Consider the following 26,737-nt stretch of genomic DNA (forward strand, 5'->3'; position numbering starts at 1 on the left):
AAGGCCAAACCTATGAGCGAGTTGTTGTCCTCAGTCAGTGAACACCTCCTGGCACCCGGTGGCGTGACCATCGAAAGCTTGCAAACCGTGCTCGGCGACCTGGCCGGGCCAGGCATCGACGCGGCGGACCTGTATTTCCAGGGGCAGATTTCCGAGTCATGGGCCCTCGAAGACGGCATCGTCAAGGAAGGCAGTTTCAACCTTGACCAGGGCGTGGGCGTGCGTGCGCAATCCGGTGAAAAGACCGGGTTTGCCTACAGTAATGCCATCACCCTTGAAGCGCTGGGTCTGGCGGCCCGCGCAGCGCGCTCGATTTCCCGCGCTGGCCAGAACGGCACGGTGCAGGCGTTCAGTACCCAGGACGTGGCGCAGTTGTACGCGCCGGATAACCCTCTGGAAGTGATCAGCCGTGCGGAAAAGGTCGATTTGCTCAAGCGTATCGACGCCGCTACCCGTGCCCTCGACCCACGCATACAGCAAGTGACCGTGAGCATGGCCGGTGTGTGGGAACGCATTCTGGTGGCGTCCACCGACGGCGGGCTGGCGGCAGATGTACGGCCGTTGGTACGGTTTAATGTCAGCGTGATCGTTGAGCAGAATGGTCGCCGCGAGCGCGGTGGCCATGGCGGCGGCGGGCGTACCGACTACCGTTATTTCCTTTCTGATGACCGCGCCATGGGCTATGCCCGCGAGGCGTTGCGCCAGGCGCTGGTTAACCTGGAAGCCATCCCTGCACCCGCCGGTACCTTGCCGGTGGTGTTGGGTTCGGGCTGGTCCGGGGTTTTGCTGCACGAAGCGGTGGGCCACGGCCTGGAAGGCGACTTCAATCGCAAGGGCAGTTCGGCCTACAGCGGGCGCATGGGCGAGATGGTCGCGTCCAAGCTGTGCACCATTGTCGACGACGGCACCTTGGCGGGTCGCCGTGGTTCGTTGAGCGTTGATGACGAAGGCACGCCGACCGAGTGCACCACGCTGATTGAAAACGGTGTGCTCAAGGGCTACATGCAAGACAAACTCAATGCGCGTCTGATGGGCGTGGCGCGCACCGGTAACGGCCGTCGTGAGTCCTACGCGCACTTGCCGATGCCACGTATGACCAATACCTACATGCTCGGTGGCCAAAGCGATCCGGCGGAAATCATCGCCTCGGTCAAACGCGGGATCTACTGCGCGAACCTCGGCGGCGGCCAGGTGGATATCACCAGCGGCAAGTTTGTGTTCTCCACCAGCGAGGCGTACCTGATCGAAGACGGCAAGATTACCGCGCCGGTCAAAGGGGCGACGTTGATTGGTAATGGGCCGGAAGCCATGAGCAAGGTGTCGATGGTCGGTAATGACCTGTCGCTGGACAGCGGCGTGGGCACATGCGGCAAGGATGGGCAGTCGGTGCCGGTCGGCGTTGGCCAGCCAACCTTGAAGATTGATGCGATCACCGTGGGTGGCACGGGGTCGTAAGCGGTGGAGCTTCGGGTGGCGCAGACGCCACCCGGGGAAGAGGATCAGCGCAGGCCGCGTTGAGTCTCGTCCAGCTCACGGATGTACTTGAAAATTTTACGGCTGGTGGCCGGAGCCTTGTTTTGCGCCAGTTCGTGCTGGGCCTGACGGATCAGGGAGCGCAGTTGCTGGCGGTCCGCGTCCGGGTAGTCCACCACGAATTTCTCCAGTACAGCGTCATCGCCCGAAATCAGGCGGTCACGCCAACGTTCCAGGTTATGGAAACGTTCGTTGTACTGGCGAGTGGAGGCATCGAGTTGATCGAGCAACGTCAGAATGGCGTCAGTGTCCTGATCGCGCATCAATTTGCCGATAAACATGATGTGCCGTTTACGCGCGATATTCGCGGTGTGCTTAGGCGCATCCGCCAGGGCCCGGCGCATTTCGTCGGTCAGTGGCAGTTTTGCAACCAAATCCGGCTTGAGCGTTGTAAGGCGCTCGCCAAGGTCAACCAGAGCATGCAGCTCGCGTTTGACCTGGGTTTTGCTTTTCTCCCCATCGAGGGAGTCGTCGTAAGAATCAACCATGGTGGCAGTCCGCAAAGAAACGCCGCCATGATAACCAGTCGGGGGCCGCTTGTCCGGCCCGGTCGCTCGATGGCCTTAACCGAAAGCAGAATTTGAGTGGAGAAAACCATGAGTGCAGCCCAAAGCGTCGGTCCGCAAGCGTTACCGGCACTGCAGGAACAAGTCGAGCAGATCCTTGCCGAGGCCAAGCGTCAGGGTGCCAGTGCCTGTGAAGTGGCCGTATCGCTGGAGCAGGGGCTGTCGACGTCGGTGCGCCAGCGGGAAGTGGAAACTGTCGAATTCAATCGCGATCAGGGTTTTGGTATCACCTTGTATTCGGGGCAGCGCAAAGGCTCGGCGAGTACGTCGGCCAGCGGTCCGGAAGCGATTCGCGAAACTGTCGCTGCTGCGTTGGCGATTGCCAAGCACACGTCCGAAGACGAAAGCTCGGGCTTGGCCGACAAAGCGCTTATGGCCAAGGACTTGAAGGATTTCGACCTCTTTCACGCCTGGGACATCACGCCTGAGCAGGCTATCGAGCAGGCGCTGATCTGCGAAGCTGCGGCGTTTGATGCCGATCCCCGCATCAAGAATGCTGATGGCACCACCTTGAGCACCCATCAGGGTTGCCGTGTTTACGGCAACAGCCACGGTTTTATCGGCGGTTACGCTTCTACTCGCCATAGCTTGAGCTGCGTGATGATCGCCGAAGCCGATGGCCAGATGCAGCGTGATTATTGGTACGACGTAAGCCGCCAGGGTGAATTGCTGGCGAACCCGGTCAGTATTGGTCAGCGCGCTGCGCAGCGCGCGGCGAGCCGTTTGGGCGCGCGTCCGGTGCCGACGTGTGAAGTGCCGGTGCTGTTCTCGGCCGAACTTGCCGGCGGCCTGTTTGGCAGCTTCCTGGGGGCGATTTCCGGTGGGAATCTGTACCGCAAGTCCTCGTTCCTTGAGGGCGCAATCGGCCAGAAGTTGTTCCCTGAGTGGCTGACCATCGATGAGCGTCCTCATCTGATGCGTGCCATGGGCAGTTCCGCCTTCGACGGTGATGGCCTGGCGACCTATGCCAAGCCGTTCGTCGAGAAGGGCGAGCTGGTCTCGTACGTGTTGGGCACTTACGCCGGTCGCAAGCTGGGGCTGCCGAGCACGGCCAACTCCGGTGGCGTGCACAACCTGTTCGTGACCCATGGCGACGAAGACCAGGCTGCGCTGCTGCGTCGCATGGGCCGCGGCCTGCTGGTGACCGAATTGATGGGCAGTGGCCTGAATATGGTCACGGGTGACTATTCCCGCGGCGCCGCCGGTTTCTGGGTGGAAAACGGCGAGATTCAGTTCGCCGTCCAGGAAGTGACTATTGCCGGCAACATGCGCGACATGTTCAAGCAGATCGTTGCCGTCGGTAACGATCTGGAGCTGCGCAGCAATATTCGCACGGGGTCGGTGTTGATCGAGCGGATGACCGTCGCCGGCAGCTAAACACTCAACGTCTCAAAAAAAAGGCGCGCCATCCTACAGATGGCGCGCCTTTTTTTGTGCTCGCGCCATGGGTGGATTCACGTGCCACCCTTGTTTTGATTCTCAATATCATTTAATAATAAATATCATTACCGAATGAGTGTGGATCATGAGTCCTGTCCTGCATGAGGATCCGTACCTGGAAAGCTGGCGCTGGATGAGTCGTCAGATTCGCTGCGGCCTCGATCCCAATGAACCCCGCCTGATCGAACATTACCTCAATGAGGGTCGATACCTGGCGTGCTGCACCGCGACCCATCCGTGGACGATCGCTGAAACATCATTCCGTCTGTTGATCGACACCGCCAGCGATGTCGCCTTGCCCTGGCATTGGCGATCCATGTGCCTGGACCAGGCGTGGCGCCCGCTGCGTGACCTGGAAAAACTCTCTCACTGTGCCTGCCGCCTCAAGCGCTGGCAGACCTTTGCCTGGCAATTGGCGACCTGCGAATTGCTGCCCTCCATTTCCGTTTCTGACCTGGTGCAAGGATCTTCCGATGAGTAACACCCGTATCGAACGCGACAGCATGGGCGAACTGCAAGTGCCTGCCGGGGCCCTGTATGGCGCGCAAACCCAGCGCGCGGTGAACAACTTCCCAATCAGCAACCAGCGTATGCCGGCGCAATTCATTCGCGCCCTGATTTTGGCAAAGGCCGCCGCCGCCAAGGTTAACGTCGACCTCAAGCAGATCAGCGAAGCGCAAGGCAAAGCCATTGTCGACGCCGCTCAGGGTTTGCTGGAAGGTGATTACATGCCGCACTTTCCGGTGGATATCTTCCAGACCGGTTCCGGCACCAGCTCCAACATGAACGCCAACGAAGTGATTGCGACCCTCGCCAGCCGTTTGCTGGGCGAAGCGGTCAACCCCAACGACCACGTGAACTGCGGCCAAAGCAGCAACGACATTATCCCGACCACCATTCACGTCAGCGCCGCATTGGTGCTGCACGAGCAAACGCTGCCGGCCTTGCTGCACCTGGTGCAGGTGATCGAACACAAGGCCGAGGAGGTCCATCCGTTTATCAAAACCGGCCGCACCCACTTGATGGACGCCATGCCGGTGCGTATGAGCCAAGTGCTCAACGGCTGGGCGCAACAACTCAAAGCCAATATCGGTCACTTGCAGGACTTGCTGCCGAGCTTGCAAGCCCTGGCCCAGGGCGGCACGGCGGTCGGCACCGGGATCAACGCACACCCGGAATTCGCCGCGCGTTTCAGCCAGCAACTGAGCACCCTGACCGGCGTGAAATTCACACCGGGCAAGAACCTGTTCGCGTTGATTGGCTCCCAGGACACCGCTGTGGCCGTCTCCGGCCAGCTGAAAGCCACCGCCGTCTCGCTGATGAAAATTGCCAACGATTTGCGCTGGATGAACTCCGGACCGCTCGCGGGCCTGGGTGAAATCGAACTGGAGGGCTTGCAGCCTGGCTCTTCGATCATGCCTGGCAAGGTCAATCCGGTGATCCCCGAAGCGACTGCCATGGTTGCTGCGCAAGTCATCGGCAATGACACCGTGATCACTGTTGCGGGTCAGTCCGGCAACTTTGAACTCAACGTGATGCTGCCGATCATTGCCCAAAACCTGCTCAGCAGCCTCGAACTGCTGGCTAATTCCAGCCGACTGCTGGCGGACAAGGCCATCGCCAGCTTCAAAGTCAACGAGGCCAAGCTCAAGGAAGCGCTGTCGCGCAACCCGATTCTGGTCACGGCCCTCAACCCGATCATTGGTTACCAAAAAGCCGCTGAAATTGCCAAGAAGGCCTACCAGCAAGGCCGTCCGGTAATTGATGTCGCCCTCGAGCACACCGACTTGTCACGTAGCCAACTCGAGATCCTGCTGGATCCGGAAAAGCTCACGGCCGGCGGCGTGTAATCACCGACTCTGCTTTGGAGGCTCACCATGGAGCACTGGAAACGCACGATCGAACGAGCCAATCGCTGCTTTATGCAGGGCGAATTGGTTGACGCTCGCGAGGCCTATTTGCAAGCCCTGGCCCTGGCTCAAGTGTTATTCGAGCGCTGGGCGGATGCCGACGAAGCAGTGGCGGCTTGCGTCATCTCCCATCACAACCTGGCGGACTTGCACCTGCGCCTGAACCAGCCTGAGGAAAGTGCGGAATACCTGTGCGCTATCCATCAACGCCTGTTGCAGACCATGCAGGACCCGCGCCTGAGCCCGCAATTGCGCGAGGCGGCGCTGCGCCAGAGCAGCAAGACCTACGTCGAACTGTTGAACTTCATCAGTGATCACGGCGAGTACCCGCGGACCCATCGCTTGCTGGGTGGCACTGCGGCGCAACCGCAAGCGTCGACCCGCAACAGTCCCTATTACGGAGCACATTGATATGTCCTACACCTTGCCTGCCTTGCCCTACGCCTATGATGCCCTGGAGCCGCATATCGATGCGCAGACCATGGAAATCCACTACACCAAGCATCACCAGACCTACATCAACAATCTGAATGCGGCGGTCGAGGGCACCGAGTTTGCGGGCTGGCCGGTTGAAAAGCTGGTCTCCAGCGTCCAGCAACTGCCGGAAAAACTACGCGCAGCGGTGATTAACCAAGGTGGCGGTCACGCTAACCATTCGTTGTTCTGGGCGGTGATGTCTCCCAAAGGCGGTGGCAAACCCGAGGGCGCGCTAGGCACAGCGATCGAGACACAACTGGGCGGTTTCGACAGTTTCAAGGACGCCTTCACCAAGGCGGCCTTGACCCGATTCGGCAGCGGCTGGGCCTGGTTGAGCGTCACGCCGCAAAAAACTCTGGTGGTCGAAAGCAGCGGCAACCAGGACAGCCCACTGATGAACGGCAACACGCCGATCCTCGGTCTGGACGTCTGGGAGCACGCTTACTACCTGCTCTACCAGAACCGCCGCCCGGAATACATCAACGCCTTCTACAGCGTCATCAACTGGCCGGAAGTCGCCGCACGCTACCAGGCCGCCGTGGCCTGATATTCATCCAATAACAAGATCTAAGGCCGACTATGGGCACTGAAACACTGGCGATCAGCAGCGGACGAATGTTTCGTTATGCGTTTGGTTCGCTGCTGCTATTGGCAGGTACTGCATTGCTGGTGGCCCACGGGCTGGCCTGGCTGGATCTTGAACCGCGCATCCTGCGCGCCTTGCAGGGCGGGGCGATCTGCGCGCTTGGGACGGCACTGGGCGCAGTCCCGGTGCTGGTGATTCGCCGGATGCCGGTAGCGCTCAGCGATACCCTGCTGGGATTTGGCGCCGGTGTGATGTTGGCGGCGACGGCCTTTTCGCTGATCGTGCCAGGTATTGCGGCCGCTGAAGGCCTTGGGCTATCGCCTTGGGGAGCCAGTGGTTTGATCAGCTTCGGCATCATGCTCGGTGCGTTCGGGTTGTACCTGGTTGACCGCAAGGTCTCCGGCGCCAGCCCGGAAATGCTGGTGGGCACGCCGGACAAGCCGGTGATTCCACCACGCATTTGGTTGTTCGTGTTTGCCATCATTGCCCACAACATTCCGGAGGGCATGGCCGTAGGTGTCTCGGCGGGTGGCGGCATGCCGGATGCTGACAGCCTGGCAATGGGCATTGCCCTGCAGGATGTTCCGGAAGGTTTAGTGATTGCGCTGGTCTTGGCCGGGGCGGGGATGTCGCGGATCAAAGCGTTCCTGATCGGCGCTGCGTCAGGGTTGGTCGAACCGGTATTTGCGGTGCTCTGTGCCTGGCTGGTGAGCCTGGCGGAAATTTTGTTACCGCTGGGGCTCGCACTCGCAGCTGGGGCGATGTTGCTGGTGGTGACGCACGAAGTGATTCCCGAATCGCGCCGCAATGGTCACGAAAAGCTTGCCAGCCTGGGGCTGTGCATCGGGTTCTGCTTGATGATGGTGATGGATACTGCTCTGGGATAAACCTCGGCCCATTATTACAAGCCCGGCTTGGCAACGGTGGCGTCCGCCCGGTGACGGCAAGGCTTGAGGGCGTCCCGCCAGCAAGCCGATGCCTGGACGTGCTTATTCGCCTTCGTCAAAGAAGTTATTGATCAGCTTTACCAGCGCGTCCATCGCTTCCTGTTCTTGCTCGCCTTCAGTCTTCAAGTGAATCTTGGTGCCCTTGCCGGCAGCCAGCATCATCATGGCCATGATGCTCTTGCCGTCGACCATGGATTCAGGAGCGCGCCCGGCCCGGATCTGGCAAGGGAACTGCCCGGCCACACCGACGAATTTGGCGGAAGCGCGAGCGTGCAGGCCCAGCTTGTTGATGATTTCAATTTCCAGAGCGGGCATCGAACAGGTGTTCCTTTCAGCTAAGGTCGCGGTGGCGAACCTGGACGTTCTTGAGGGTTTGTTGCAGCACCTGGCCCAGGCGTTCAGTCAGGTAGACAGAACGGTGATGGCCGCCGGTGCAGCCGATGGCGATGGTGACATAGGCACGATTACTCGCGGCAAAACGTGGTAACCATTTGAGCAGGTAGCTGGAAATGTCCTGGAACATCTCTTCGACATCCGGTTGCGCAGCCAGGTACTCGGCCACCGGCTGATCCAGCCCCGACTGATCACGCAGCTCCGGCTTCCAGTAAGGGTTGGGCAGGCAGCGAACATCGAACACCAGGTCGGCATCGACCGGCATGCCTCGTTTAAAGCCAAACGACTCGACGAGAAATGCCGTGCCAGGCTCTGGTTGATTCAGCAGGCGTAGTTTGATGGCGTCGCGCAGCTGATACAAGTTCAAGCCGGTGGTGTTGATCTTGAGATCGGCGAGGTCGATGATCGGCCCCAGCAGCGTGGTCTCGTCCTCAATGGCCTCGGCCAGCGAGCGGTGAGGGCTGCTCAGAGGGTGACGTCGACGGGTTTCAGAGAAGCGCTTGAGCAGCGTCTCTTCGTCGGCATCCAGGTACAGCACGTCGCAATGGATGTGCTTGGCCCGCACTTCTTCGAGCAATTCAGGAAATCGCGAGAGGTGGCTGGGGAGATTACGTGCATCAATTGAAACGGCAACCAGCGGCTGCGCCAACTCAGTGTGAATCAGCGCACGCTCGGCCAGCTCCGGCAGCAGGCCGGCGGGCAGGTTGTCGATGCAATAGAAGCCATTGTCTTCAAGGACATTGAGTGCGGTGCTTTTACCCGAGCCGGAACGGCCGCTGACGATGATCAAACGCATGATTACTGCCTGTTTTGTTCATCCAGGACAACCTGATAGAGCGCCTCGTTGCTGCTGGCACTGCGCAGTTTGTCGCGTACTTCCTTGCGGTCGAGCATGCTGGCGATCTGCCGGAGCAGTTCCAGGTGTGCATCGGTAGCAGCTTGCGGGACCAGCAGAACGAACAGCAGGTCGACCGGGGCGCCGTCGATGGCATCAAAATCGATTTTTTCTTGCAGGTGTAAAAGTGCACTTACGGGAGAAGTACAGCCTTCAAGGCGGCAGTGAGGAATGGCGATGCCGTTACCAAAACCGGTCGAACCCAGCTTTTCACGGTCAATCAGGGCCTTGAACACAACTTGCTCATCCAGCTCAGGCACTTCACGGCTGATCAGGTTGGCGATGTGTTCGAGGGCTTTCTTCTTGCTGCCGCCCGGCGCGTTCACGAGTGAACGGCCGGGGGTCAGGATGGTTTCAAGTTGGATCATGGGGGAGAGTTAACGACCTGTACCTTGCATCAGGTGCAGATACTTTTCCTTATGCTTTATGAGTTGGCGGTCCAGCTTGTCGTAGAGCGAGTCAATCGCTGCGTACATGTCTTCATGCTCCGCATTGGCGACGAGCTTCGCATTCGGTACGTGCAGGGTGGCCTCGATTTTTTGCTTGAGCTTGTCGACCTCCATGATGACCTGCACGTTGGTGATCTTGTCAAAATGCCCTGCAAGCTTGTTCAGCTTGCTCTCGGTGTACTCACGCAGGGGCTTGGTAACTTCCAGTTGGTGTCCACTGATGTTGACTTGCATACAGCTTCTCCTTCGTTGCCAGTGCATAAAGCGGCAGGCAAAACGCCTGCCACTGGAACGCTATGGCCCGCCCGTCACATCAAACGCTTACGCTCGCTGGAAGGCGCGATCCCGAGGGACTCGCGGTACTTGGCGACGGTTCGACGGGCGACCTGAATGCCTTGTGCCTCCAGTAAACCAGCGATCTTGCTGTCACTCAACGGCTTTTTCTGATTTTCCGCAGCAACCAGTTTTTTGATGATCGCGCGGATCGCCGTGGACGAGCATTCGCCGCCTTCAGAGGTGCTGACATGGCTGGAGAAAAAGTATTTCAACTCATAAATGCCCCGTGGGGTATGCATGAACTTCTGCGTGGTCACCCGGGAGATCGTTGATTCGTGCATGCCCACCGCCTCGGCGATGTCATGCAGCACCAACGGTTTCATTGCCTCGTCGCCATATTCCAGGAAGCCGCGCTGGTGCTCGACGATCTGGGTGGCCACTTTCATCAGGGTTTCATTGCGGCTTTGCAGGCTCTTGATGAACCAGCGCGCTTCCTGCAACTGGTTGCGCATGAAAGTGTTATCGGCACTGGTGTCGGCGCGGCGCACAAAGCCTGCGTATTGCGGGTTGACGCGCAAGCGTGGCACCGATTCCTGGTTAAGCTCCACCAGCCAGCGCTCGTTGTCCTTGCGCACGATCACGTCGGGAACGACGTATTCGGCTTCGCTGGACTCGATTTGCGAGCCGGGGCGCGGATTGAGGCTCTGTACCAGCTCGATGACCTGGCGCAGGTCGTCTTCCTTGAGCTTCATGCGGCGCATCAGTTGGCTGTAGTCGCGGCTGCCCAGCAGGTCGATGTAATCGGTGACCAGGCGCTGGGCCTCTGCGAGCCAAAGCGTCTTGGCGGGCAGTTGACGCAATTGCAGCAACAGGCACTCGCTGAGGGTGCGAGCGCCGATGCCGGCGGGCTCAAACTGCTGGATGCGGTGAAGGACGGCTTCGATTTCGTCCAGCTCGATGTCCAGCTCCGGGTCGAAAGCCTCGAGGATTTCATCAAGGGTTTCGTCCAGGTAGCCCTGGTTATTGATGCAGTCGATCAGAGTGACAGCGATCAGGCGATCGGTGTCGGACATCGGCGCGAGGTTAAGTTGCCACAACAAATGGCTTTGCAGGCTTTCGCCAGCGGACGTGCGGGTGGTGAAATCCCATTCGTCATCGTCATTGCTGGGCAGGCTGCTGGCGCTGGTCTGGTAAACGTCTTCCCACGCGGTATCCACGGGAAGGTCGTTGGGGATGCGTTCGTTCCATTCGCCTTCCTCAAGGTTATCCACCGTTGGGGCGGTTTCCTGGTAGGAGGGTTCCTGCACGTCGGAGTTGGGTTTTTGCTCGATGTTGTCGGCCAGCGGGTCTGCATTATCGAAGTCGTCGCCTTCTTCCTGGCGTTCGAGCATCGGATTGGACTCCAGGGCCTCCTGGATTTCCTGTTGCAGGTCCAGGGTCGACAATTGGAGCAGGCGGATGGCCTGTTGCAGCTGAGGTGTCATCGTCAGCTGCTGGCCCATTCTCAGGACTAGCGATGGTTTCATGGCAGGGGCTTAACACCTTATTCGCCGGCGCAATGCGCCATCCACGACAGGGCGCGTGAGCGCCAAACATAAGCAAATTATATGCCTGATGTCGGGGGCTTTGCCTAGAGCGCGGTAACAATAAAAAAAAGAGGTTTTTATTGACTCCCGCGCGCCTTGGCGAACAGCCGTGACACCACGGTGCTTACAGGCGGAACTCGTGGCCCAGATACACTTCCTTGACCAATTCGTTAGCCAGGATTGTGGCTGAATCGCCCTCGGCGATCAGCTGACCATCGTTGACGATATAAGCCGTTTCACAGATATCGAGGGTTTCACGGACGTTGTGGTCAGTGATCAACACGCCGATGCCCTTGGCTTTGAGGTGATGGATGATCTGTTTGATGTCGCCGACCGAGATCGGGTCAACGCCGGCAAACGGTTCGTCCAGCAGGATGAACTTCGGTGCGGTTGCCAGTGCACGTGCGATTTCCACGCGACGGCGCTCACCACCGGACAGGCTCATGCCGAGGTTGTCGCGAATGTGGTTGATGTGGAATTCCTGAAGCAGGCTTTCCAGCTCCTTGCGGCGGCCGTCACGGTCGAGTTCCTTGCGGGTCTCTAGGATCGCCATGATGTTGTCCGACACCGACAGTTTGCGAAAGATCGACGCTTCCTGTGGGAGATAGCCGATACCTGCGCGTGCGCGGCCATGCATCGGCTGGTGGCTCACGTCGAGGTCGTCGATCAATACACGGCCCTGATCCGCCTGGACCAGTCCGACGATCATATAGAAGCATGTAGTTTTGCCGGCACCGTTAGGGCCGAGCAGGCCGACGATCTGGCCGCTGTCGATCGACAGGCTGACGTCGCGCACGACCTGACGGCTCTTGTAAGCCTTGGCCAGATGCTGGGCTTTGAGGGTTGCCATTAGTTCGCCTTCTTCGCAGCGGGTTTAGGCGCAGGCTGAGCGGCAGCGTCTTTCTGCTTGGGTTGGATAACCATGTCGATACGCGGCTTCGGCGTGCCGATCTTCGCGCCGGTGGCGCGACCCGCCTGAGCGATCTGCTTCACGGTGTCATAGGTGATTTTCTCACCGTCCGTGGTGTTGCCATCGCTGCTCACAACCCTGGCCTGATCGATCAGGATGATACGGTTTTGCTGGGCGTGATACTGGATGGTCTTGCCGTAGCCCTTCATCGGAGCAGGGTCTGCAGCAGCCTGCTTCTGTTCGAAATAGGCCAGGTTACCCACCGAAGTCACCACGTCGATGTCACCCGCAGGCGTACGCGTGAGCGTCACCGTGTTGCCGGTAATTTTCATCGAACCTTGGGTGATGATCACGGCACCGGTATAGGTTGCAACGCCTTGCTTGTCATCCAGCTGCGCATCGTCAGCCTGAATGTGGATCGGTTGCTGGCTATCGTTCGGCAGAGCCCAGGCGCTCACGCTTCCCAGTGCTGCGCCCAGACCGAGCAAAATAGGGAGGGTTTTAACGAGCCTCATACTGTCCTCTTACGTTCGATAGCAGGTGTATCCTGCTTTCTTTCAAATACGCTTTCATTCCCTTGCCAGTCGATACACCGCCAGCGCCGTCGATTCTAACGTCTTGCTCGGTCTGCGCATATTGCTGTTGTGGGAAAACGGTCATGCGACTGCTGGTAATAATAGTGTCGCGGTTCTTATCGTCAGTACGTGCAACACGTACCGAGTCGATCAGTTCTACCTGAGTGCCGTCCGGGTTGACCTCGCCATGCTTGCTGGTGACATGCCAAGGAAACTCAGTGCCGCGGTACAGGTTCATGTCCGGGTTGGTCAGCAACGTGACTTCGGACGACTTCAAGTGCTCGACTTTGTCCGAGTTCATCTCGTACTGAAGCTTGCCATCCGGCAGGAACTGCACGCTGTAGGCATTGATGGCGTAATAGTCGATAGCGCCTTCGTCAACCTGCGCGCCAGATCTGTCGAGAAAGCGTTCGGGGCTGATATTCCAGTAGCCTACCGCCAGAAACAGTGCGGCGATGACCCCGAACAGCAGGAAATTGCGAATCTTTTTGCTCAGCATAAAACGCTCTATAAGTAGGCGGCGTGTGCCGCTTCAAGGCTGCCCTGGGCACGCAGGATCAATTCGCAGAACTCGCGGGCGGCACCTTCGCCGCCACGGGCTGTGGTGATGCCATGGGCGTGCTCGCGAACAAAAGTCGCCGCGTTGGCGACGGCCATACCCAGGCCTACGCGGCGGATAACCGGGAGGTCAGGCAGGTCATCGCCCAAGTAGGCGACCTGCTCATAGCTTAGGTTGAGTTGGCCAAGAAGCTCGTCCAGAACCACCAGTTTATCCTCACGGCCCTGATACAGGTGAGGAATACCCAGGTTTTGTGCACGGCGTTCCACAACCGGTGTTTTTCGACCGCTGATAATCGCAGTTTGCACGCCCGCGGCCATCAACATTTTGATGCCTTGGCCATCGAGGGTGTTGAACGTCTTGAATTCACTGCCATCTTCGAGGAAGTACAGGCGGCCGTCGGTCAGCACACCATCGACGTCGAAAATTGCCAGTTTGATGTTTTTACCGCGTTGTAGCAGGTCGCTGGTCATTTACATCACTCCCGCACGCAGCAAGTCGTGCATGTTCAGGGCGCCAACCGGGTGATCGTCGCCGTCGACGACTACCAGCGCAAGAATCTTGTGGTCTTCCATGATCTTCAACGCTTCGGCCGCGAGCATTTCCGGGCGTGCGGTCTTGCCGTGAGGGGTCATGACTTCATCGATCGTAGCCGTTTGAATGTCGAGATTGCGGTCCAGCGTGCGGCGCAGGTCACCGTCAGTGAAAACGCCGGCCAGACGCCCGTCGGACTCCAGAATGACAGTCATGCCCAGGCGCTTGAGGGTCATTTCCATCAGCGCGTCCTTTAAAAGGGTGCCGCGCTGGACGTGGGGCAGTTCATCCCCCGAATGCATGACATTTTCCACTTTCAGCAACAGGCGACGGCCGAGAGCGCCGCCTGGATGCGAAAACGCGAAATCTTCAGCTGTAAAACCGCGAGCTTCCAAGAGCGCCACGGCCAAGGCATCGCCCATGACCAGTGCGGCGGTGGTCGAAGACGTCGGCGCCAGATTCAGCGGGCAGGCTTCGTGGGCTACGTGAACATTCAAGTTCACTTCCGCGGCCTTGGCCAGCGTCGAATCCGGGTTGCCGGTAATGCTGACCATCTTGATGCCCAGGCGCTTGATCAGCGGCAGCAGGGTCACGATTTCGTTGGTGGTGCCGGAGTTCGACAAGGCCAGGATGATGTCATCCTTGGTGATCATGCCCATGTCGCCGTGGCTGGCTTCGGCCGGGTGTACGAAAAAAGCCGTGGTTCCGGTGCTGGCCAACGTGGCGGCAATCTTGTTACCAACGTGGCCTGACTTGCCCATGCCAACCACGACAACGCGGCCTTTGCTGGCCAGAATCATCTCGCAGGCACGTACGAAATCCGCGTCGATATGGGCCAGCAAGCCCTCTACGGCTTCTAGCTCGAGGCGGATGGTGCGTTGTGCGGATTGAATAAGGTCGCTGGATTGGCTCATGTCTGAAATCGTATAGCCTGACGAAAAGTCGGCGATTATAGCGGTAATGATCAATTCCCTCACGCAAGTTCGTCAGGGTTTATTCTGCTAGTGCACGAGAATCATGCCCAGCAAGGTTTTTTGCCTGTCCCGAATCTGAACGAGCGCTGTTCCGGCCTTGGGGGCTCTGTACCACCAGTGATATAGTTCGCCGCCAGTTCGGTCCGCCCAACCCATGTGACTAATGAATGCGCACCTGTTGCAAACTATTGCGCACCCATTGCAAACGAATGTCGCAAACATGGTGTCTGAGTGAAAGGCTGCATCCCAAGGAGATTAGATGAGTGCCGATAACGCCTACGCGGTCGAGCTGAAGGGCCTTACCTTCAAGCGCGGGACGCGCAGCATCTTCAATAACATCGATATTCGCATTCCCCGCGGTAAAGTCACGGGCATCATGGGGCCTTCCGGTTGCGGCAAGACCACCCTGTTGCGCCTGATGGGCATGCAATTGCGCCCTAGCGCCGGCGAAGTGTGGGTCAACGGCCAGAACCTGCCGACACTGTCGCGCAGCGATCTGTTCGATGCCCGCAAGCATATGGGCGTGCTGTTCCAGAGCGGTGCCTTGTTCACCGACCTCGATGTTTTCGAAAACGTGGCGTTTCCGCTGCGGGTGCATACCCAGCTGTCCGATGAAATGATTCGTGACATCGTGTTGCTGAAACTGCAGGCCGTGGGCCTTCGCGGTGCCATCGACCTGATGCCTGACGAATTGTCCGGCGGCATGAAGCGTCGTGTCGCGTTGGCGCGTGCCATTGCTCTCGATCCGCAGATCCTCATGTATGACGAGCCCTTCGTCGGTCAGGACCCCATTGCCATGGGTGTGCTGGTGCGGCTGATCCGCCTGCTCAACGATGCGCTCGGCATCACCAGTATCGTGGTGTCCCACGACCTGGCTGAAACCGCGAGCATCGCCGACTACCTCTATGTGGTAGGCGATGGCCAGGTGCTGGGGCAGGGCACGCCTGAAGAGCTGATGAACGCTGACAACCCGCGCATTCGCCAATTCATGACCGGCGATCCCGATGGCCCGGTGCCTTTTCATTTTCCGGCAGCGGACTACCGCTCAGATCTTCTGGGGAAGCGCTGATGCGCAAGACATCTCTCATCGAAAAGGTTCGCCTTTTCGGTCGCTCGGGCATCGACATGGTCGAAGTGCTTGGGCGTTCGACGATTTTCCTGTTTCACGCATTGCTCGGTCGCGGCGGCATCGGTGGCGGCTTTGGCCTGCTGCTAAAGCAACTGCACTCAGTAGGCGTGATGTCCCTGGTCATCATCGTGGTTTCCGGGATTTTCATCGGCATGGTGCTGGCGTTGCAGGGGTTCAATATCCTCTCCAGCTACGGCTCGGAGCAGGCAGTGGGGCAGATGGTCGCCCTGACGCTGTTGCGTGAGCTGGGCCCGGTGGTGACCGCCTTGCTGTTTGCCGGGCGCGCAGGTTCTGCGCTGACTGCCGAGATCGGCAACATGAAGTCCACCGAGCAGTTGTCCAGCCTGGAAATGATCGGCGTGGACCCACTCAAGTACATTGTTGCCCCGCGCCTGTGGGCCGGCTTCATTTCCCTGCCACTGCTGGCGATGATTTTCAGCGTGGTGGGCATCTGGGGCGGTTCGTGGGTGGCGGTTGACTGGTTGGGCGTCTATGACGGCTCGTACTGGGGCAACATGCAAAACAGCGTGACCTTCAGCGGCGACGTGCTCAATGGCATCATCAAAAGCATCGTTTTCGCCTTTGTAGTGACCTGGATCGCCGTATTCCAAGGCTATGACTGTGAGCCCACTTCAGAAGGGATCAGTCGCGCCACCACCAAGACCGTTGTGTACGCCTCGCTGGCGGTACTGGGCCTTGACTTCATTTTGACCGCCTTGATGTTTGGAGATTTCTGATGCAAAACCGCACTGTGGAAATCGGTGTCGGCCTTTTCTTGCTGGCTGGCATCCTGGCTTTACTCTTGCTGGCCCTGCGAGTCAGTGGCCTTTCGGCCAGCCCGACCGCCGATACTTATAAACTTTACGCTTACTTCGACAATATCGCCGGTTTGACTGTCAGAGCTAAAGTGACCATGGCCGGTGTAACCATCGGCAAGGTCACGGCAATCGATCTGGATCGCGACAGCTTCACCGGGCGAGTGACCATGCAGGTAGACAAGAAGGTAGATAATCTGCCGACTGACTCCACTGCATCTATTCTCACTGCGGGTCTGCTGGGCGAGAAGTACATCGGCGTCAGCGTGGGCGGGGAAACAGCCCTGCTCAAGGATGGTTCGACAATCCACGACACACAGTCGTCGCTGGTGCTTGAAGACTTGATCGGTAAATTCCTGCTCAATACGGTCAATAAAGACGCCAAATGAGGAATCTGTTCATGATCTCTACCTTGCGACGTGGCCTGCTGGTGCTGCTTGCAGCGCTGCCCCTGATGGCCAACGCGGCGGGTTCTGCGCACGATCTGGTGCAGGACACGACCAACAAAATGTTGGCTGACCTGACCGCCAACAAAGAGCAGTACAAGCAAGACCCAAGCAAGTTCTACGATGCGCTCAACACCATTGTTGGGCCAGTGGTTGATGCCGAAGGCATTTCTCGCAGCATCATGACGGTCAAGTATTCGCGCAAGGCAACGCCTGCGCAGATGCAGACCTTCCAGGAAAACTTCAAAAAGGGCCTGTTCCAGTTCTACGGTAATGCCCTGCTGGAATACAACAACCAGGGGATTACCGTTGCTCCGGCCGGGGATGAGTCAGGTGACCGCACCAGCGTCAACATGACCGTCAAGGGCACCAACGGCGCCGTCTACCCTGTGCAGTACACGCTGGAGAAGGTCAAAGGCGAGTGGAAACTGCGCAACGTGATCATCAACGGCATCAACATTGGCAAGCTGTTCCGCGATCAGTTCGCTGACGCCATGCAGCGCAATGGCAACGACCTGGACAAAACCATCAATGGTTGGGCCGGTGAAGTCGCCAAGGCCAAGGAAGAAACCGACAAACAAGCTGCCGGGAAGCCTGCGCAATGACCGAGTCGGCTGTTCGGCTTGGTGACGCCGGCGAATTATTCCTGAGCGGCGTGCTTGATTACCGCTCCGGGCCTGACCTGCGCAAGCAGGGCCAGGCGCTGATCAACAGCAGCAACGCGCCTGCGCTGGTGCTGGATTGCTCGGCAGTGACCAAGTCCAGCAGCGTCGGTTTGTCGTTGTTGCTGTGCTTCATGCGGGATGCCGAGGCGGTCAAGAAACCGGTCAGCATCCGTGCGTTGCCTGAGGATATGCGCGAAATTGCCGAGGTTTCCGGTCTGACCGAGCTTCTGGCGCATCCTTAATAGCCAATATCAAGGAAGCCCCCCGTCAGAGTCCTGCTATGCGGGGTTCGCAGGCGCGGGGCTTTTTTGTATGATGTGCGACCCGTGCGCACTGGGCGCCGATAGAGGTTGAGCATGCAGGCCCTAGAAGTTAAAAGCTTCCTTGAAGGAAAGCTGCCCGAAACGAACGTAGAAGTTGAAGGCGAAGGCTGCAATTTCCAGCTGAACGTGATTAGCGATGAACTGGCGGCATTGAGCCCGGTCAAGCGTCAACAGCAGATCTATGCCCATTTAAACCCGTGGATCACCGATGGCAGCATCCACGCGGTCACTATGAAATTTTTCAGCCGCGCGGCCTGGGCCGAGCGCACCTGAGCCCCCAAGGCGTCGAGATTCTTATGGATAAATTGATTATTACCGGCGGTGCCCGCCTTGATGGCGAGATCCGCATTTCCGGTGCGAAAAACTCCGCCTTGCCGATTCTGGCAGCGACCCTGCTGTGCGATGGCCCGGTAACTGTGGCCAACCTGCCGCACTTGCACGACATCACCACCATGATCGAACTGTTCGGTCGCATGGGCATTGAGCCTGTGATCGACGAAAAACTGTCCGTCGAAATCGACCCGCGCACCATCAAGACCCTGATCGCTCCGTACGAGCTGGTGAAAACCATGCGTGCGTCGATCCTGGTGCTGGGCCCGATGGTTGCCCGTTTCGGTGAGGCCGAAGTGGCACTGCCTGGCGGTTGCGCCATCGGTTCGCGTCCGGTCGATTTGCACATCCGTGGCCTTGAAGCCATGGGCGCAACTATCGACGTCGAAGGCGGCTACATCAAGGCCAAGGCGCCGGAAGGCGGCCTGCGTGGTGCCAACTTCTTCTTTGATACCGTCAGCGTGACCGGTACCGAGAACATCATGATGGCCGCAGCCCTGGCCAACGGCCGCAGCGTCCTGCAAAACGCCGCGCGCGAGCCGGAAGTCGTCGACCTGGCCAACTTCCTGATTGCGATGGGTGCCAACATCACCGGCGCCGGCACTGACACCATCACCATCGACGGAGTTAAGCGTCTGCACTCGGCCACTTACAAAGTGATGCCGGACCGTATCGAGACCGGCACCTACCTGGTGGCGGCTGCCGTCACGGGTGGCCGCGTCAAGGTCAAGGACACCGATCCGACCATCCTTGAAGCCGTCCTGGAAAAACTCAAGGAAGCCGGTGCTGAAATCACCACCGGTGCCGACTGGATCGAGCTGAACATGCACGGCAAGCGGCCTAAAGCCGTCAACGTGCGGACCGCTCCTTACCCGGCGTTCCCGACCGACATGCAAGCGCAGTTCATTTCCTTGAACGCGATTGCCGAAGGCACCGGTGCCGTGATCGAAACCATCTTCGAAAACCGCTTCATGCACGTGTATGAACTGCACCGCATGGGCGCCAAGATCCAGGTCGAAGGCAACACTGCCATCGTCACCGGTATCGACAAGCTCAAGGGCGCGCCAGTGATGGCCACCGACCTGCGTGCGTCGGCCAGCCTGGTCATCTCGGCGCTGTGCGCTGACGGCGACACTTTGATCGACCGCATCTACCACATAGACCGTGGTTACGAGTGCATCGAAGAAAAACTGCAGATGCTCGGCGCCAAGATCCGCCGCGTACCGGGCTAGGTCCAGTAGCTGTAAACACCGTCACTGTGGCGGGCGGGCTTGTCGAGTCGTCGTACCGCCCGCGTAGCGACCCCCAAAACGGGACGCTATGCAGTCCAGCGCTGGACAAGCCCGCTCGCCACGGGATGGTGTTTTGCTGTTAACTGAGCGTGTCCCTGCTGAACTTGTTTCAAATCGAGGCTGTAATGGCCTCGATCTGTGTCTGGCGCCGTTTGCGACCGGACAGCAATAGCCTGATGAAGGACTGACGTTTCCCATGTTGACCATCGCACTGTCCAAGGGCCGCATCCTTGACGACACTTTGCCGCTTCTGGCTGAAGCGGGCATCGTGCCGACCGAGAATCCGGACAAGAGCCGCAAGCTGATCATCCCCACGACCCAGGACGACGTTCGCCTGCTGATCGTGCGTGCCACTGACGTGCCGACTTACGTTGAACATGGCGCAGCCGACCTCGGTGTCGCGGGTAAAGACGTGTTGATGGAATACGGCGGCCAGGGCCTGTACGAGCCGCTGGATCTGCGTATCGCCCTGTGCAAGCTGATGACCGCCGGCCGTGTCGGTGACGTCGAGCCCAAAGGCCGCCTGCGCGTGGCGACCAAGTTCGTCAACGTCGCCAAGCGTTACTATGCCGAGCAAGGTCGCCAGGTCGACATCATCAAGCTTTACGGCTCGATGGAGCTGGCACCGCTGATCGGCCTGGCCGACAAGATCATCGACGTGGTCGACACCGGCAACACGCTGCGTGCCAACGGTCTTGAGCCTCAGGATTTCATTGCCGACATCAGCTCGCGACTGATCGTCAACAAAGCTTCGATGAAAATGCAACACGCCCGAATCCAGGCGTTGATCGACACCCTGCGCAAGGCAGTGGAGTCTCGACACCGCGGTTGACTCACCTGCGCGGCCGTAGGTCGCGCCCGTCTATCCGCCTCATAGCCAGAATTCTCAGGTGCCCAAGCGGAAACGACTGCTAGTTTAGGGCGCCTGAGTTTTTGCCAATTCTATTGAGGCCCTCGCTATGACCACGTCCACTGCAATTGCCCGACTCAACGCTGCCGACCCGGATTTCGCCCATCATCTGGATCATCTGCTGAGCTGGGAAAGCGTGTCCGACGACTCGGTCAACCAGCGGGTGCTCGACATCATCAAGGCCGTGCGCGAGCGCGGTGATGCGGCGCTGGTGGACTTCACCCGCCAGTTCGACGGCCTCGACGTCGCGTCGATGTCCGATCTGATCCTGCCGCGCGAACGCCTTGAGCTGGCGCTGACGCGCATCACCGCGCCGCAGCGTGAAGCCCTGGAAGTCGCAGCGGCACGCGTACGCAGCTACCACGAAAAACAGAAACAGGATTCCTGGAGCTACACCGAGGCCGACGGCACTGTGCTGGGCCAGAAGGTCACGCCGCTGGACCGCGCTGGGCTGTACGTGCCGGGCGGTAAAGCCTCGTACCCGTCGTCGGTGTTGATGAACGCTATCCCGGCCAAAGTGGCGGGCGTGACCGAAGTGGTCATGGTCGTGCCAACGCCGCGCGGCGAAATCAACGAGCTGGTGTTGGCTGCCGCGTGCATCGCCGGGGTTGACCGTGTGTTCACTATCGGCGGCGCTCAAGCTGTCGCGGCACTGGCCTATGGCACCGAAAGCGTGCCGAAGGTCGACAAAGTGGTCGGCCCAGGCAACATCTATGTCGCCACCGCCAAGCGGCACGTGTTCGGCCAGGTCGGTATCGACATGATTGCCGGCCCTTCGGAAATCCTGGTGGTGTGTGACGGCCAGACCGACCCGGACTGGATCGCCATGGACCTGTTCTCCCAGGCCGAGCATGACGAGGACGCCCAGGCGATCCTCGTCAGCCCCGATGCCGAGTTCCTCGACAAGGTCGCCGCCAGCATCGACAAGCTGCTGCCGACCATGGACCGCGCCGAGATCATCGAGAAGTCGATCAATGGCCGTGGCGCGCTGATCCTGGTCCGCGACATGGAGCAGGCCATTGAGGTGGCCAACCGCATCGCGCCGGAGCACCTGGAGTTGTCCGTGGCCGACCCACAAGCCTGGCTGCCGTCGATTCGCCACGCTGGCGCGATCTTCATGGGCCGCCACACCAGTGAAGCCCTGGGCGATTACTGCGCCGGCCCGAACCACGTGCTGCCGACCTCCGGCACCGCGCGCTTCTCGTCGCCGCTCGGCGTGTATGACTTCCAGAAGCGCTCCTCGATCATCTTCTGCTCGCCACAAGGCGCTTCCGAGTTGGGCAAGACCGCCTCGGTGCTGGCCCGTGGTGAATCGCTGAGCGCGCACGCCCGCAGCGCCGAATATCGCATCCTTGAAGACAAGAAGGGGAACTGAGACATGAGCAAATTCTGGAGCCCTTTCGTCAAGGATCTCGTGCCGTACGTGCCCGGCGAGCAACCCAAGCTGACCAAGCTGGTCAAGCTCAACACCAACGAGAACCCCTACGGCCCATCGCCCAAGGCGCTCGCGGCGATGCAGGCCGAGTTGAACGACAACTTGCGCCTGTACCCGGACCCCAACAGCGACCTGCTCAAGCAGGCGGTGGCCAGGTATTACGGGATCGACGCCGGCAAGGTCTTTCTCGGCAACGGTTCCGATGAAGTCCTGGCGCACATCTTCCATGGCCTGTTCCAGCACGATTTGCCGCTGCTGTTTCCGGACATCAGCTACAGCTTCTATCCGGTTTACTGCGGCCTGTATGGCATCAAGTCCGACCCGGTGCCGCTGGACGAGCAGTTCCAGATTTGTGTGGCCGACTACGCCAAGCCCAACGGCGGGATCATCTTCCCCAACCCGAACGCGCCTACCGGCTGCGTGCTGGCGCTGGACGCGGTGGAGCAAATCGTCAAGGCCAGCCCGGATTCGGTAGTGGTCGTCGATGAAGCCTATATCGACTTTGGCGGCGAAACCGCTATCAGCCTGGTGGACCGTTACCCGAACCTGCTGGTGACTCAGACCCTGTCCAAGTCGCGCTCACTGGCCGGTTTGCGTGTGGGCCTGGCCGTGGGCCACCCGGACCTGATCGAGGCGCTGGAGCGGGTCAAGAACAGCTTCAACTCCTACCCGCTGGATCGCCTGGCGATTGTCGGCGCGGCGGCGGCGTTCGACGACCGTGAATATTTCGAGAAAACCTGCAAACAGGTGATCGACAGTCGCGACAAGGTGGTCGCGCAGTTGCAAGCCAAGGGCTTTGAAGTGTTGCCATCGGCGGCCAACTTCATCTTTGCTCGTCACCCACGGCACGACGCTGCCGGCCTGGCAGCCAAGTTGCGTGAGCAAGGGGTGATCGTGCGGCACTTCAAACAGGAGCGGATTGCCCAGTTCCTGCGGATCAGCATCGGTACGCCGGAGCAGAACCAGGCGCTGATTGATGGCCTCGGCGAGCTCTAAGCCACACTGAAGATAAAAAATGTGGGAGCTGGCTTGCCTGCGATAGCGGTGTAACAGTCGACATATCCGTCGTTTGATACACCGCCATCGCAGGCAAGCCAGCTCCCACACTGCTTTGCGTTCGGTCAGTTAGAGCAACGGCTCATCCGGCTTCTTGTTCTTCCAGCCATCATTGCCCGGCAGCAGCAGGTTCAAAGCAATCGCTACCACCGCGCACAGGGCAATGCCCTTGAGGCCGAAATCATCCGGGCCGGTGCCGGTGCCGACCAGCACACCGCCAATCCCGAATACCAGGGTCACCGACACAATCACCAGATTGCGCGCCTCGCCGAGGTCGATCTTGTGGCGGATCAGCGTGTTCATGCCCACCGCCGCAATCGAGCCGAACAGCAGGCACAGAATGCCGCCCATCACCGGCACCGGGATGCTCTGCAGCAGTGCGCCGAACTTGCCGATAAACGCCAGGCTGATGGCAAATACCGCCGCCCAGGTCATGATTTTCGGGTTGTAGTTCTTGGTCAGCATCACCGCGCCGGTCACTTCGGCGTAAGTCGTGTTCGGCGGGCCGCCAAACAGGCCGGCGGCCGTGGTGGCAATGCCGTCACCCAACAGCGTGCGATGCAGGCCAGGTTTCTTCAGGTAGTCGCGACCGGTCACGCTGCCCACCGCAATCACACCGCCGATATGCTCGATCGCCGGGGCCAGGGCCACCGGGACGATGAACAGAATCGCCTGCCAGTTGAACTCCGGCGCGGTGAAGTGGGGCAGGGCGAACCAGGGTGCAGCGGCGATCTTCGCCGTGTCGACCACACCAAAGTAGAACGACATGGCAAAGCCCACCAGCACACCGGAAATGATCGGCACCAGGCGGAATATGCCTTTGCCGAACACCGCCACGATCAACGTGGTCAGCAGCGCTGGCATCGAGATCAGCATCGCCGTCTGGTAATGGATCAGCTCGCTGCCATCCCCGGCTTTGCCCATCGCCATGTTGGCGGCAATCGGTGCCATGGCCAGGCCGATGGAAATGATCACCGGGCCGATGACCACGGGCGGCAGCAGCCGGTCGATAAAACCGGTGCCTTTGACCTTCACAGCCAGGCCGAGGAAGGTATAAACGAAACCGGCCGCCATCACCCCACCCATGGTCGCCGCGAGGCCGAACTGGCCCTTGGCGAGAATGATCGGGGTGATAAACGCAAAACTCGATGCCAGGAATACCGGCACCTGCCGCCCTGTCACCACCTGGAACAGCAACGTGCCCAGGCCAGCGGTAAACAGTGCGACGTTTGGATCAAGACCTGTGATCAGCGGCATCAACACCAACGCGCCAAATGCTACGAAGAGCATCTGTGCGCCAGACAGGATCTGGCGCCAAAGCGGGTCGTTGAAATCATCCTGCATGCTCACGCGTCCTTCTGCTTGGTGCCGAAGATCTTGTCACCGGCATCGCCCAGGCCTGGAATGATGTAGCCGTGTTCGTTCAGGCGCTCATCGATGGACGCGGTGTAGATCTGCACGTCCGGATGGGCCTTCTCGACGGCAGCAATGCCTTCGGGCGCAGCCACCAGCACCATGGCGCGGATGTCTTTGCAGCCGGCTTTTTTCAGCAGGTCGATGGTGGCGACCATGGAACTGCCGGTGGCGAGCATCGGGTCGATGATCATCGCCAGGCGCTCGTTGATTTCCGGAACGAGTTTTTCCAGGTAGGTGTGGGCCTGCAAGGTTTCCTCATTGCGGGCCACGCCGACGGCGCTGACTTTGGCGCCCGGGATCAGGCTGAGGACGCCTTCAAGCATGCCGATACCGGCGCGCAGGATCGGCACCACGGTGATTTTCTTACCGGCGATTTTCTCGACCTGGACGGGGCCGGCCCAACCAGGAATCTCGTAGGTTTCCAGGGGCAAATCTTTGGTTGCTTCGTAAGTGAGCAGCGCTCCGACTTCCTGAGCAAGCTCACGGAAGTTCTTCGTGCTAATGTCGGCACGGCGCATAAGGCCGAGTTTGTGTCTGATCAGCGGGTGGCGGATCTCGCGAGTGGGCATGGGAAAAGCTCCGGCGGCGGGCAAAAAAACCGGCCTAGATTAATCTATCCGAGGGTGTTGTCCTATAGACATCTAGTACGTTAGTCCATTAAGGCTTGAACGTTGCGCCTCACATGCGTACCTTTGCCCGCTTTTCTTGCCACAGCACCCCCTTGGAGAGCGCCATGTCCGCTGATCTCGAGCATATCCGTCAAATCATGCGCGAGGCTGACTGCCTGTACACCGAAGCGCAAGTCGAAGAGGCGATCGCCAAGGTCGGCGCGCAAATCACCCGCGAAATGGCTGACACCAACCCGGTGGTCTTCTGCGTGATGAACGGTGGCCTGATCTTCGCCGGCAAATTGCTGACTCACCTGCAATTCCCGCTGGAAGCCTCCTACCTGCACGCCACCCGTTATCGCAACGAAACCAGCGGCGGCGACCTGTTCTGGAAAGCCAAGCCGGAAGTCTCGTTCATCGACCGCGACGTGCTGATCATCGACGACATCCTTGATGAAGGGCATACCCTGGGCGCGATCATCGACTTCTGCAAACACGCCGGCGCGCGCAAAGTGCACACCGCCGTGCTGATCGACAAAGACCATGACCGCAAGGCACGCCCGGACCTGAAAGCCGATTACGTCGGTCTGCCATGCATCGACCGCTACATTTTCGGTTACGGCATGGACTACAAAGGCTACTGGCGTAATGCCAATGGGATCTTCGCCGTCAAAGGGATGTAAGCCATGGTCCGCTTTCTTGATCAAACACTGTTCACCGAACTGGCCGAGAAAGCGGCTGCCAGCCCCCGTGGCCGGCACCATCATAACTTTCATCAGATGGAAGAGCCTTGCCATCGCCTGGCCGTTGGCATGCAACCCGACACCTATGTGCCGCCGCATCGGCACCTGAGTGCGGACAAGGCAGAGACCCTGATGGTGCTCAAGGGCACCCTGGGCCTGCTGGTTTTCAGCGAAACCGGTGAGGTGATCGCCAAGCGCGTCCTGCAGGCGGGCGGCGAGTGTGCCGGTGTCGACCTGCCGCCCGGTGTATTTCACGGCCTGGTGGTGCTGGAGCCCGACAGCGTGTTGTTTGAATGCAAGGCCGGGCCATATCGACCCGTAGGCGAGGGCGAGTTGGCTGACTGGGCGCCACACGAAGGCGATGCCGGCGTTGCCGAATATCGACGCTGGATGCTCGCCCAGTTCGATTGAGCTACAGTGCTCGGCCACCTTCCACGGAGCCGCCCATGAGCCTGTTGATCCGCACCTGCGCCGTCCTGGCGTTGACCTTCAGTTTGCCGTTGGCGGCGGCTCCGGCACCGATGCACAGCCAATTCCTGCCGCCGGACGACCTGACTGTGCGCGCCGAAACCCCCGACCAGCAGCAACTGCTGCAAATCACCGAATACGCGGTGGTGGTGGGTAACCAGCGGCAATCCACTCAACAGCCGATCCCCGTTACGTCGCCGCTGATGATTCGCCTCAAGGGCAAACCCTTGAACAAAGGCGCGACCATCGCCCAGGTGGTGCTCAATTTTGATGCCGAAAGCAAAAGCCTGAAAAAGCCGGTGTTCGATGAGAGCAGTAAGACCCTGACCTTGTCTTACCCGGTGGCCCAGTACCGCGTGATCGTTGACCTGCTGCGCAACGACACGGTGTATGTGCAGTTCCTCAGCTATGCCAACGGGCACATTTGGGCGGACCTGCACACCGGCGCCGTCCGCGCTAAATAGTGAGGCCGCAGGTATCTACACAACTGC

The 26,737-nt window shown here is 59.4% G+C and carries 33 protein-coding genes; 20 read left to right on the top strand and 13 right to left on the bottom strand.

The window, feature by feature from the left end; genetic code table 11:
* Nucleotides 1–12: 12 nt before the first annotated feature.
* A complete protein-coding gene (tldD, locus tag NTD89_RS08485; RefSeq protein ID WP_145165191.1) occupies nucleotides 13–1,455 on the top strand; it encodes a metalloprotease TldD in 1,443 nt (480 codons plus the stop codon).
* A 44-nt stretch (nucleotides 1,456–1,499) separates the two neighbouring features.
* Here the strand turns inward: tldD and yjgA are convergent, their stop codons facing one another.
* A complete protein-coding gene (gene yjgA, locus NTD89_RS08490; protein WP_083360139.1) occupies nucleotides 1,500–2,021 on the bottom strand; it encodes a ribosome biogenesis factor YjgA in 522 nt (173 codons plus the stop codon).
* 108 nt (nucleotides 2,022–2,129) lie between these two features.
* Between yjgA and pmbA the strand changes: the two genes are divergently transcribed.
* From pmbA to NTD89_RS08520, 6 genes are all read left to right on the top strand, one after another.
* A complete protein-coding gene (gene pmbA, locus NTD89_RS08495) occupies nucleotides 2,130–3,476 on the top strand; it encodes a metalloprotease PmbA (RefSeq protein WP_124416442.1) in 1,347 nt (448 codons plus the stop codon).
* A gap of 148 nt (nucleotides 3,477–3,624) precedes the next feature.
* Nucleotides 3,625–4,020 (top strand): FagA protein, encoded by a 396-nt coding sequence (locus NTD89_RS08500; protein WP_262207101.1) that lies wholly within the window; start codon nucleotides 3,625–3,627, stop codon nucleotides 4,018–4,020.
* Nucleotides 4,013–5,389: a class II fumarate hydratase gene (locus tag NTD89_RS08505; RefSeq protein WP_145165187.1), complete on the top strand. Its 1,377-nt coding sequence runs from the start codon at nucleotides 4,013–4,015 to the stop codon at nucleotides 5,387–5,389. The genes NTD89_RS08500 and NTD89_RS08505 overlap by 8 nt, the downstream gene beginning before the upstream one ends.
* A gap of 27 nt (nucleotides 5,390–5,416) precedes the next feature.
* Nucleotides 5,417–5,860: a hypothetical protein gene (locus tag NTD89_RS08510; protein WP_119736611.1), complete on the top strand. Its 444-nt coding sequence runs from the start codon at nucleotides 5,417–5,419 to the stop codon at nucleotides 5,858–5,860.
* A gap of 1 nt (nucleotide 5,861) precedes the next feature.
* Nucleotides 5,862–6,473, top strand: a complete 612-nt coding sequence (locus tag NTD89_RS08515) for a superoxide dismutase (protein ID WP_242194692.1) — start codon at nucleotides 5,862–5,864, stop codon at nucleotides 6,471–6,473.
* Nucleotides 6,474–6,505: 32 nt separating this feature from the next.
* Complete coding sequence (locus tag NTD89_RS08520) at nucleotides 6,506–7,399, top strand: ZIP family metal transporter (protein ID WP_262207105.1); 894 nt, start codon at nucleotides 6,506–6,508, stop codon at nucleotides 7,397–7,399.
* Between the two features lie 102 nt (nucleotides 7,400–7,501).
* Here NTD89_RS08520 and NTD89_RS08525 read toward each other — a convergent pair whose 3' ends face one another.
* The 10 genes from NTD89_RS08525 to NTD89_RS08570 all read right to left on the bottom strand — a co-directional run bounded on the left by NTD89_RS08525 (nucleotide 7,502) and on the right by NTD89_RS08570 (nucleotide 14,550).
* Entirely contained in the window at nucleotides 7,502–7,774 is a 273-nt protein-coding gene (locus NTD89_RS08525; protein WP_262207107.1) for an HPr family phosphocarrier protein, read from the bottom strand.
* Between the two features lie 16 nt (nucleotides 7,775–7,790).
* The gene (rapZ, locus tag NTD89_RS08530) at nucleotides 7,791–8,648 is read right to left on the bottom strand and encodes an RNase adapter RapZ (protein WP_145165179.1); all 858 of its coding nucleotides are present in this window, start codon (nucleotides 8,646–8,648) and stop codon (nucleotides 7,791–7,793) included.
* Nucleotides 8,649–8,650: 2 nt separating this feature from the next.
* On the bottom strand, nucleotides 8,651–9,115 hold the full coding sequence (ptsN, locus tag NTD89_RS08535) for a PTS IIA-like nitrogen regulatory protein PtsN (RefSeq protein ID WP_058419319.1): 465 nt from the start codon (nucleotides 9,113–9,115) through the stop codon (nucleotides 8,651–8,653).
* A 9-nt stretch (nucleotides 9,116–9,124) separates the two neighbouring features.
* Nucleotides 9,125–9,430, bottom strand: coding sequence for a ribosome hibernation-promoting factor, HPF/YfiA family (gene hpf, locus NTD89_RS08540; RefSeq protein ID WP_106578678.1), 306 nt, complete (start codon nucleotides 9,428–9,430; stop codon nucleotides 9,125–9,127).
* A 74-nt stretch (nucleotides 9,431–9,504) separates the two neighbouring features.
* On the bottom strand, nucleotides 9,505–10,998 hold the full coding sequence (locus tag NTD89_RS08545) for an RNA polymerase factor sigma-54 (RefSeq protein ID WP_145165177.1): 1,494 nt from the start codon (nucleotides 10,996–10,998) through the stop codon (nucleotides 9,505–9,507).
* Nucleotides 10,999–11,182: 184 nt separating this feature from the next.
* The gene (gene lptB / locus NTD89_RS08550) at nucleotides 11,183–11,908 is read right to left on the bottom strand and encodes an LPS export ABC transporter ATP-binding protein (protein WP_016974288.1); all 726 of its coding nucleotides are present in this window, start codon (nucleotides 11,906–11,908) and stop codon (nucleotides 11,183–11,185) included.
* Nucleotides 11,908–12,483, bottom strand: coding sequence for a lipopolysaccharide transport periplasmic protein LptA (lptA, locus tag NTD89_RS08555; protein WP_145165175.1), 576 nt, complete (start codon nucleotides 12,481–12,483; stop codon nucleotides 11,908–11,910). The genes lptB and lptA overlap by 1 nt, the downstream gene beginning before the upstream one ends.
* On the bottom strand, nucleotides 12,470–13,042 hold the full coding sequence (gene lptC / locus NTD89_RS08560; RefSeq protein WP_242194688.1) for an LPS export ABC transporter periplasmic protein LptC: 573 nt from the start codon (nucleotides 13,040–13,042) through the stop codon (nucleotides 12,470–12,472). Before lptC ends, lptA begins: the two co-directional genes overlap by 14 nt.
* An 8-nt stretch (nucleotides 13,043–13,050) precedes the next feature.
* Nucleotides 13,051–13,575: a KdsC family phosphatase gene (locus NTD89_RS08565; RefSeq protein WP_145165171.1), complete on the bottom strand. Its 525-nt coding sequence runs from the start codon at nucleotides 13,573–13,575 to the stop codon at nucleotides 13,051–13,053.
* Entirely contained in the window at nucleotides 13,576–14,550 is a 975-nt protein-coding gene (locus NTD89_RS08570; protein ID WP_106578683.1) for a KpsF/GutQ family sugar-phosphate isomerase, read from the bottom strand. It lies immediately after the preceding gene.
* A gap of 319 nt (nucleotides 14,551–14,869) precedes the next feature.
* Between NTD89_RS08570 and NTD89_RS08575 the strand changes: the two genes are divergently transcribed.
* The 10 genes from NTD89_RS08575 (at nucleotide 14,870) to hisC (ending at nucleotide 22,951) form a co-directional block, all read left to right on the top strand.
* Nucleotides 14,870–15,679, top strand: coding sequence for an ATP-binding cassette domain-containing protein (locus NTD89_RS08575; RefSeq protein ID WP_262207110.1), 810 nt, complete (start codon nucleotides 14,870–14,872; stop codon nucleotides 15,677–15,679).
* The gene (gene mlaE, locus NTD89_RS08580) at nucleotides 15,679–16,476 is read left to right on the top strand and encodes a lipid asymmetry maintenance ABC transporter permease subunit MlaE (RefSeq protein ID WP_106578684.1); all 798 of its coding nucleotides are present in this window, start codon (nucleotides 15,679–15,681) and stop codon (nucleotides 16,474–16,476) included. Before NTD89_RS08575 ends, mlaE begins: the two co-directional genes overlap by 1 nt.
* Nucleotides 16,476–16,943: an outer membrane lipid asymmetry maintenance protein MlaD gene (gene mlaD / locus NTD89_RS08585; protein WP_005784855.1), complete on the top strand. Its 468-nt coding sequence runs from the start codon at nucleotides 16,476–16,478 to the stop codon at nucleotides 16,941–16,943. The genes mlaE and mlaD overlap by 1 nt, the downstream gene beginning before the upstream one ends.
* Nucleotides 16,944–16,954: 11 nt before the next feature.
* On the top strand, nucleotides 16,955–17,605 hold the full coding sequence (locus NTD89_RS08590) for a phospholipid-binding protein MlaC (protein ID WP_119736621.1): 651 nt from the start codon (nucleotides 16,955–16,957) through the stop codon (nucleotides 17,603–17,605).
* The gene (locus tag NTD89_RS08595) at nucleotides 17,602–17,907 is read left to right on the top strand and encodes a lipid asymmetry maintenance protein MlaB (protein WP_106578686.1); all 306 of its coding nucleotides are present in this window, start codon (nucleotides 17,602–17,604) and stop codon (nucleotides 17,905–17,907) included. The genes NTD89_RS08590 and NTD89_RS08595 overlap by 4 nt, the downstream gene beginning before the upstream one ends.
* 114 nt (nucleotides 17,908–18,021) lie before the next feature.
* Entirely contained in the window at nucleotides 18,022–18,261 is a 240-nt protein-coding gene (locus tag NTD89_RS08600; protein ID WP_008434291.1) for a BolA family protein, read from the top strand.
* 23 nt (nucleotides 18,262–18,284) lie between these two features.
* A complete protein-coding gene (gene murA / locus NTD89_RS08605; protein WP_106578687.1) occupies nucleotides 18,285–19,550 on the top strand; it encodes a UDP-N-acetylglucosamine 1-carboxyvinyltransferase in 1,266 nt (421 codons plus the stop codon).
* A 256-nt stretch (nucleotides 19,551–19,806) separates the two neighbouring features.
* Nucleotides 19,807–20,442: an ATP phosphoribosyltransferase gene (hisG, locus tag NTD89_RS08610; protein ID WP_003188599.1), complete on the top strand. Its 636-nt coding sequence runs from the start codon at nucleotides 19,807–19,809 to the stop codon at nucleotides 20,440–20,442.
* 127 nt (nucleotides 20,443–20,569) lie between these two features.
* The gene (hisD, locus tag NTD89_RS08615; RefSeq protein ID WP_262207114.1) at nucleotides 20,570–21,895 is read left to right on the top strand and encodes a histidinol dehydrogenase; all 1,326 of its coding nucleotides are present in this window, start codon (nucleotides 20,570–20,572) and stop codon (nucleotides 21,893–21,895) included.
* A gap of 3 nt (nucleotides 21,896–21,898) precedes the next feature.
* Nucleotides 21,899–22,951, top strand: a complete 1,053-nt coding sequence (gene hisC / locus NTD89_RS08620) for a histidinol-phosphate transaminase (RefSeq protein ID WP_262207116.1) — start codon at nucleotides 21,899–21,901, stop codon at nucleotides 22,949–22,951.
* A 129-nt stretch (nucleotides 22,952–23,080) separates the two neighbouring features.
* Here the strand turns inward: hisC and NTD89_RS08625 are convergent, their stop codons facing one another.
* Nucleotides 23,081–24,355 carry a uracil-xanthine permease family protein gene (locus tag NTD89_RS08625; RefSeq protein ID WP_262207117.1) on the bottom strand — a complete coding sequence of 425 codons (1,275 nt, stop codon included), beginning with the start codon at nucleotides 24,353–24,355 and terminating at the stop codon, nucleotides 23,081–23,083.
* 2 nt (nucleotides 24,356–24,357) lie between these two features.
* Nucleotides 24,358–24,996, bottom strand: a complete 639-nt coding sequence (upp, locus tag NTD89_RS08630; RefSeq protein ID WP_017138223.1) for a uracil phosphoribosyltransferase — start codon at nucleotides 24,994–24,996, stop codon at nucleotides 24,358–24,360.
* A 164-nt stretch (nucleotides 24,997–25,160) separates the two neighbouring features.
* Between upp and NTD89_RS08635 the strand changes: the two genes are divergently transcribed.
* Genes NTD89_RS08635 through NTD89_RS08645 form a run of 3 tightly spaced genes read left to right on the top strand, consistent with a single transcriptional unit; the run spans nucleotide 25,161 to nucleotide 26,710 of the window.
* Nucleotides 25,161–25,718, top strand: a complete 558-nt coding sequence (locus tag NTD89_RS08635; RefSeq protein ID WP_262207119.1) for a hypoxanthine-guanine phosphoribosyltransferase — start codon at nucleotides 25,161–25,163, stop codon at nucleotides 25,716–25,718.
* A 3-nt stretch (nucleotides 25,719–25,721) separates the two neighbouring features.
* The gene (locus NTD89_RS08640; RefSeq protein ID WP_242194683.1) at nucleotides 25,722–26,189 is read left to right on the top strand and encodes a WbuC family cupin fold metalloprotein; all 468 of its coding nucleotides are present in this window, start codon (nucleotides 25,722–25,724) and stop codon (nucleotides 26,187–26,189) included.
* 35 nt (nucleotides 26,190–26,224) lie between these two features.
* Complete coding sequence (locus NTD89_RS08645; RefSeq protein WP_262207121.1) at nucleotides 26,225–26,710, top strand: hypothetical protein; 486 nt, start codon at nucleotides 26,225–26,227, stop codon at nucleotides 26,708–26,710.
* Nucleotides 26,711–26,737 lie beyond the last annotated feature (27 nt).

Origin of the sequence: Pseudomonas sp. 14P_5.3_Bac1 (genome assembly GCF_025466135.1) — a bacterium.
In the GTDB taxonomy this organism is placed as follows: Bacteria; Pseudomonadota; Gammaproteobacteria; order Pseudomonadales; family Pseudomonadaceae; genus Aquipseudomonas.